Below are 2893 nucleotides of genomic sequence, written 5' to 3'. Positions count from 1 at the left end.
GTTTATTTATACGTAAATCTACTTTTACTTTGTTAGGTGGTTTTGATGAAGATTATTTTGCTCACCAAGAAGAAATAGATCTATGCTGGCGAGCACAAAATATGGAACTGAAAATTATGTATGTAGGAGCTTCAACTGTTTATCATTTAGGAGGTTCTACACTTAATGAAATGAATCCCAAAAAAACATTTTTAAACTTTAGAAATTCTCTATTTAGTATTGTAAAAAATATACCTTTTTACAAGGCATTTTTTATAGTTATGGCAAGGTTGTTGTTGGATGGTATAACAGGTTTGCGTTTTATGTCACAAATGCGATTTTCTCATTGCTTAGCAATCATTAAAGCACATTTTAGTTTTTATTGGAACTTACCTAAAACGCTTAAAAAGAAGCAAGTAAAGAATAAAATAAAAAAATATTATCAAATTAAATCCATTGTGTGGGCTTATTTCGTAAATGGTAATAAAGAATTTAACAATTTAGTAAAAGATTAACTAAATTAAAGTACCAATAGATAGAACATTTTATATAATTTTGAAACAAATAACAATTAATAGTAATATGAATATGAAAAAGATTTTTTTAGGAGCTTTAGGAGCTACAATATTATTATCTTCTTGCGTGTCGCAAAAGAAATATGCGGAGTTAGAAGCAAAAAATAAAGAAACTGAAGATTTATTAAACTCAGCAACTGTTAAATTAAACAGCTGTATATCAGATAAGGCAACTGCAGATGCAAGGTTAAGAACTTTAGAAGATCAGAACGATTTTCTTAAGGCAAACAACCAAGTGCTAGTTGACAATATGGGTAACTTAACAGATTTATCTGCTAAAGGTGCTGAAAACTTAGAAAAATCTTTAGAAAGCTTAAAAGAAAAAGATTTAACAATACGCAAATTAAACGATGCTATTACACGTAGAGATTCTGTTAACTTATCTTTAGTACAGAGTTTAAAAGGTGTTCTTGGTAACTTAGATGATGAGGATATTGAAATTAGCGTAGAAAAAGGTGTTGTTTTTGTTTCTATATCTGATAAATTATTATTTAGCAGCGGTAGTTACAACGTAGCAACAAGAGCTAAAGAAGTATTAGGTAAAGTTGCACAAGTAGTAAACAATAAGCCAGATTTTGAATTTATGGTAGAAGGTCATACTGATGCTGTACCTTACAGAAAAGGCGTTTTATTAGATAACTGGGATTTAAGTGTTAAGCGTGCAACTGCTGTAGTTCGTATATTACAAAAAGAGTACGGTGTAGATCCTAAGCGTATGACAGCTGCAGGTAGATCTCAATACATACCTGTATCTTCTACAGATAAAGCTAAAAACAGAAGAACAAGAATTGTAGTTCTTCCTAAAATTGATCAATTCTATAGTATGATCGAAGAAGGAATGAAAGATCCTGCAATAAACAACTAGTAATATACTTTATTACAATAAAAAAGCCTCGCATTTTGCGAGGCTTTTTTTATTAGGTAAAACTTATATTTTATTTATTATTAAAATATATCTATATTTCCTTTCCCCTCTCTTATAATTTCTGGCTCACCTTCTGATAAATCTACTACAGTAGACGCTGTATTATCTCCGTAGCCACCATCTATAACAATGTCAACTAAATTATCCCACTTTTCATAAATTAACTCAGGGTCTGTAGTATACTCTAACAACTCATCTTCATCTCTAATAGATGTAGACACAATAGGGTTACCCAGTTCTTGCACCAACGCATTTGCTATAGAATTATCTGGTACACGTATACCAACAGTTTTCTTCTTTTTAAAATCTTTTGGTAAGTTATTATTACCAGGAAGTATAAATGTATAAGGACCAGGCAAAGCCCTCTTTAGTATTTTAAAAGTTGCTGTATCTATTTGTTTTACATATTCAGACAAATTACTTAAGTCTGCACAAATAAAAGAAAAATTAGCTTTAGCCAATTTTACACCTTTTATACGCGCTATTTTTTCTAAAGCTTTAGTGTTTGTTATATCACAACCTAAACCATACACTGTATCGGTTGGGTATATAACCAATCCGCCTTTTTTTAAAACATCTACAACCTTTTTAATTGCTGTGGGATTGGGGTTGTCTGGATATATTTTAATAAACTGAGCCATAATTTATTGTTTTTTTAAAACTGATTACAGTAATTTTCCTTGCAAATCTTAGTCTTGTATTACTGTAAAAACTTACATAAAAACTAGTCTCTATCTACTTCGTAAATAATCTTATCTTTATATAAGCCTTTTAATTCTTCTACTGTGTAACCGTATTGTTCTTTACTGTAATTTTTAGCGATGTCTATCTCGTTAATTCCTGACTGTTTATTTGTTTCGTATTCATTCACTTTAAAATAAATACTATCAGAAATTGCTGCTATTTTCATAGTTGAGAAATAACTAGCTTCTGTTTTAAATCTATATACATCATTAACTTGTGGCTGATTAATATAGTCCTCTGTATTTTTTCCATCTAAAAAAGATGAAAAACTTAAACCTGCTATTAAAATTCCTATTATAAATAATGCAGAAAAATGTTTTATAGGTGTTTTGGTTTCGCCCTTAACATTTTTGTATTCTAACTTTAAGTTATGATCCATTTGTCTTGGCTCAAAAACACTATTACAATTAGTACATACTGCTGCACCTGTTTTACCTATTGGAAATATAGGAATCCAATATAAATGGGCATACTTACCGTAGACCTCTACACTAAACTTAGCGCTTTCTTTGCAATTACTACAAGGTATTTGCCTTGTTAATTGGGATTTTAAATGTGATGAATTAGATCCGTAAAAAATCATATTTGATGGTTTTTATAGTTGTTATTTAATTAAATATACTACAAATAAAACCATTTAGTAAGAAAATTACACCCCTGTTTACAGTAC

3 protein-coding genes and 1 pseudogene are annotated in these 2893 nt (G+C 29.7%); 2 read left to right on the top strand and 2 right to left on the bottom strand.

Annotation, left to right across the window (positions count from 1 at the left end):
• Positions 1–494: pseudogene (locus ABJD66_RS11075) on the top strand (glycosyltransferase family 2 protein); the annotation flags it as partial.
• Between the two features lie 73 nt (positions 495–567).
• Positions 568–1419, top strand: a complete 852-nt coding sequence (locus ABJD66_RS11070; RefSeq protein ID WP_100896105.1) for an OmpA family protein — start codon at positions 568–570, stop codon at positions 1417–1419.
• Positions 1420–1499: 80 nt separating this feature from the next.
• Here ABJD66_RS11070 and ABJD66_RS11065 read toward each other — a convergent pair whose 3' ends face one another.
• Together ABJD66_RS11065 and ABJD66_RS11060 are read right to left on the bottom strand one after the other, a co-directional pair.
• Entirely contained in the window at positions 1500–2120 is a 621-nt protein-coding gene (locus ABJD66_RS11065) for an L-threonylcarbamoyladenylate synthase (RefSeq protein WP_100896106.1), read from the bottom strand.
• 83 nt (positions 2121–2203) lie between these two features.
• Positions 2204–2806, bottom strand: coding sequence for a zinc-ribbon domain-containing protein (locus ABJD66_RS11060; protein ID WP_100896107.1), 603 nt, complete (start codon positions 2804–2806; stop codon positions 2204–2206).
• Positions 2807–2893: the final 87 nt, after the last annotated feature.

Origin of the sequence: Cellulophaga sp., from assembly GCF_039943695.1 — a bacterium.
In the GTDB taxonomy this organism is placed as follows: Bacteria; Bacteroidota; Bacteroidia; order Flavobacteriales; family Flavobacteriaceae; genus Cellulophaga.
The sequence above is the reverse complement of the archived record's forward strand: the minus strand, read 5'-3'. Positions and strand labels throughout refer to the sequence as shown.

What these genes read in the sequence shown, in the direction of transcription:
- ABJD66_RS11060 (WP_100896107.1), bottom strand. Translation starts at nt 2,806, where the DNA reads ATGATTTTTTACGGATCTAATTCATCACATTTAAAATCCCAATTAACA.
- ABJD66_RS11070 (WP_100896105.1), top strand. Translation starts at nt 568, where the DNA reads ATGAAAAAGATTTTTTTAGGAGCTTTAGGAGCTACAATATTATTATCT.
- ABJD66_RS11065 (WP_100896106.1), bottom strand. Translation starts at nt 2,120, where the DNA reads ATGGCTCAGTTTATTAAAATATATCCAGACAACCCCAATCCCACAGCA.